Origin of the sequence: Kiloniella laminariae, assembly GCF_027214005.1 — a bacterium.
In the GTDB taxonomy this organism is placed as follows: Bacteria; Pseudomonadota; Alphaproteobacteria; order Kiloniellales; family Kiloniellaceae; genus Kiloniella; species Kiloniella laminariae_A.
Genome location: NZ_JAPWGY010000025.1, coordinates 1 through 3038, shown reverse-complemented (window position 1 = coordinate 3038; position 3038 = coordinate 1). Strand labels below are relative to the sequence as shown.

Genomic DNA, 3038 nt, shown 5'->3' with positions numbered 1-3038 from the left:
GCCCGTGGGTCAGAGGTGATGTTGAGCATCACCCTTGATTACAGGGTTTCTTTTTTTTGGGAGGATAAAATCAGATGACTATGGAAATTAGAGATAGGAAGTCAGCTCAAGGGCCAGTAAAGATTAAGTGGCATGATTTCATAAACTGTTTTGGCGTAGCTGTAATTATTCCTTGTCTGGTTGCTCTTATGGCCGTTGCGTTTGGGTGGTCATGATGGTGTTTAAAATCTCTTATGCACCTTGTCCATCCCGTGGGTTAAGAGCCTTCTTATCTGATAATACCTTTGAATATGGGGAAAAAATCACTGCAATTTTGGAAGAAGGTGTTCGGCTGGATAAGGTGCGATCAGAGCAACCTGTGACAGATGTTAAAACTGACCGCCAGATTGACCTTTTTGTAATGGCTATTTGCTGGCTTGCTTATGATATTTCTTCTTCTGATTTTTTGACACATCAATCTTCTAAGTGGGCTAATTATCATTGTGCTTCTGAATGGTATGATTGTTTATCAAGTATGTGGGCTGCGCCAGCAGGGCAACCGCCTGTCCCCGGCCAAAGTGGTAGCTTTGATATCGCATTGTGTGGGGGGTACAAATGCAGGGTTTTGTATCAACCGCAGTTTGGTATTTCAGATCATTTTCAATTTTTTCATTTGAAAAATGGGGTTCGGGTCAAAGATCCCATGCCATTGAGTGAAACTGGTTATAAGTCTTGGTTTACTTATCGCCCGATTGTATTGGAAGAAGGCGGGGTTTTGGCGACGGCGCTTGCGTTCGCGAGTGATAGTTCAAATATTGCCGACGTTTCTTCTTTAAATCAACTAGCCTTATTTTAGGGGGGTAGATATGTCTTATATTGAAGAATTTCCTGGCTTTGAACTTGATGTAATTATTCCTAGTGGTTTTAAGGATTGTTCTTGGAATAAAGAACCTTGCCCTTCTTGGGGAAAGGAGTTGGAAGATGGTGGGGTTATTCGGCTTATTATTGATTATCCCATTGCTTCCTATCGTGATTATCCGGGAAATTCCCGCTTTCATTGTCAGTATTGGATGGACGGCGAAAACGATGAAATGCCTTTGGCTGTCGTTCATTCTGATAATTGGAATCACATTCTTAACTGGATTAAATTTATGGAGATTTGGGGTGGTTGGTTTTGTAGGCGTTCTTTGAGTGTGTGATTATCTGCAAGACAGTCCTATAAACGATCGTTTATAGGACTGTCTTGTGCCACTTAATAATCATTGAGAATTTGTGTCTTTTAATTGTGTCTTATATTGATGTGTCTTATAATCGAAAAACAATTAATGCAATACAGGATAATCCGGTGAGAAAAGTTGGCTACGCAAGGGTTTCAACAGCTGAACAAAATCTTGATACTCAAATTAAGGATTTGTATTCGGCGGGGTGTGAAAAGGTTTTTTTTGAGAAAATATCTGGTGTTGCAACAGTTAAGCCCGAACTAGAAAAAGCCCTTCGTAGCTTGGAAGCTGGTGATACTTTGATGGTTTGGAAGCTCGATCGTCTTGGGCGAAGGACGATTGAACTCTTAAGTTTTCTTGAGGATCTTAATGCTCGTGAAATTAGCTTTCAATCGATAACAGATGGTTTGGATGCAACCACGGGTCCTATAGGCAAGCTTATCCTTATGATTTTATCAGCCTTTGCGGAGCTTGAAAGAGATCTTATCAAAGAGAGAACTTTACGTGGTTTGGAGGCGGCGTGGGCCAGCGGTAAAAGATCAGGGCCGAAAGAGAAAGTCTCGGATGATAGTATCCGTATGGCGATGCAGCTTTTAGAAACACTTGATGAAAATGGGAAGCCACGAACAGGAGCTGCGGTAGCTAAGACAATTGGCCTTTCTAGGTCCAGTCTTTATCGGAGGATTGATAAACTTAAATCCGAGGGGGGGTGGTAGGTGGATTATTGGACCTTGGGGGCGCTGTCTGATTGTGATCAAGTTATAAGTGTCTGTTGTACTGGCTGTGGTCATAAAAACCATATTGACCCCGTAACATTGATGGAGCATCCCAAATACACTCCATTTATGTATGTCTTTGATATTCGATCCAGGATTAAGTGCAGGATGTGTGGATCTAAAGATAATCACCTACTTTTGCAGGATCGACAGTATTTGGGTTGCTGGAGCCCTGATCCAGAAAATTGGGAACAGGCTGATATTGATCATCTGCGAGACGGAGAGCCTTTTAATGCTTCTTGCTAAATTATTACTTGTTTCGTCAATTGTATTAGGACTTTCAAACAATGCTTATGGTTCGGGCTTGGAGGGTGTTGTTACTCATGTTCGGGACGGTGACACAATAGAAGTTCTTTCTGTTCCTATACGACTTGAAGGGCTTCACGTTCCAGAGTTGGGTTCAAGGGCTGGTGATGACGCCAAGACTTTTGTTTCTCAGTTGTTGAAAGGTAAGTCAGTTTCTTGCTCTCTTGCTGGCCCAAAATCATATGATCGTCATGTTGGTGTATGTTTTCTTGAAGGTCGAGATCTTGCTGAAATTATTATCTCAGCTGGATATGGAAGGGACTGCCCGAGGTTTTCAAAGGGGCGCTATCGGAGTTTCGAAATTGAGGCAGTTCAAAACTGGCCGTTACCTAAATATTGCTGAGGGATGATTTTAGAATATCGATGAAATTAATGACAAGTTGGAATTTCTGCAAAAGGCTCTTTGCGATATGCAGTCATTTGATTTTTCCTGTTCCGATCCTGATTTTTATTCACTGAGTGCGAGCTATATTCAGACGGTTTAAAGATTTGAAACGGAAGTAGATAGGCTTCATTCTTTATTGGATGAATTATAATCTCAGATAAAGTGAGCCGGGAAATACGAAATCAAGCCCGTTGCAGATAAAGTGAGCCCATTCTCATATAATTCGAGCCGAGCCTGTCGGATAGTCGCAATTAATGTGAGCCCAAATCACCCGATAAAATCAAGCCGCTACAGATATCCCTTATTTTAGGGAAGATTATATGGATTGCCTATTCCGGGCTCGCACTGGACTTCGCGTTGCTCCCGTCCAGG

Annotated in this window: 4 protein-coding genes; all 4 read left to right on the top strand. The window is 42.0% G+C overall.

The genetic code is table 11. The features are described 5' to 3' along the window. Positions 1 to 211: 211 nt before the first annotated feature. The 4 genes from O4H49_RS20445 (at position 212) to O4H49_RS20430 (ending at position 2624) form a co-directional block, all read left to right on the top strand. Positions 212 to 835, top strand: a complete 624-nt coding sequence (locus tag O4H49_RS20445; RefSeq protein WP_269425282.1) for a hypothetical protein — start codon at positions 212 to 214, stop codon at positions 833 to 835. A 10-nt stretch (positions 836 to 845) separates the two neighbouring features. After that, positions 846 to 1178, top strand: a complete 333-nt coding sequence (locus O4H49_RS20440; protein WP_269425281.1) for a hypothetical protein — start codon at positions 846 to 848, stop codon at positions 1176 to 1178. A 146-nt stretch (positions 1179 to 1324) separates the two neighbouring features. Beyond that, entirely contained in the window at positions 1325 to 1915 is a 591-nt protein-coding gene (locus O4H49_RS20435; RefSeq protein WP_269425280.1) for a recombinase family protein, read from the top strand. Between the two features lie 292 nt (positions 1916 to 2207). Next, entirely contained in the window at positions 2208 to 2624 is a 417-nt protein-coding gene (locus O4H49_RS20430) for a thermonuclease family protein (RefSeq protein ID WP_269425279.1), read from the top strand. The last annotated feature ends 414 nt before the right edge of the window (positions 2625 to 3038 follow it).

Coding starts and splice junctions, on each gene's coding strand:
- O4H49_RS20440 (WP_269425281.1), top strand. CDS start 846: ATGTCTTATATTGAAGAATTTCCTGGCTTTGAACTTGATGTAATTATT.
- O4H49_RS20445 (WP_269425282.1), top strand. CDS start 212: ATGATGGTGTTTAAAATCTCTTATGCACCTTGTCCATCCCGTGGGTTA.
- O4H49_RS20430 (WP_269425279.1), top strand. CDS start 2,208: ATGCTTCTTGCTAAATTATTACTTGTTTCGTCAATTGTATTAGGACTT.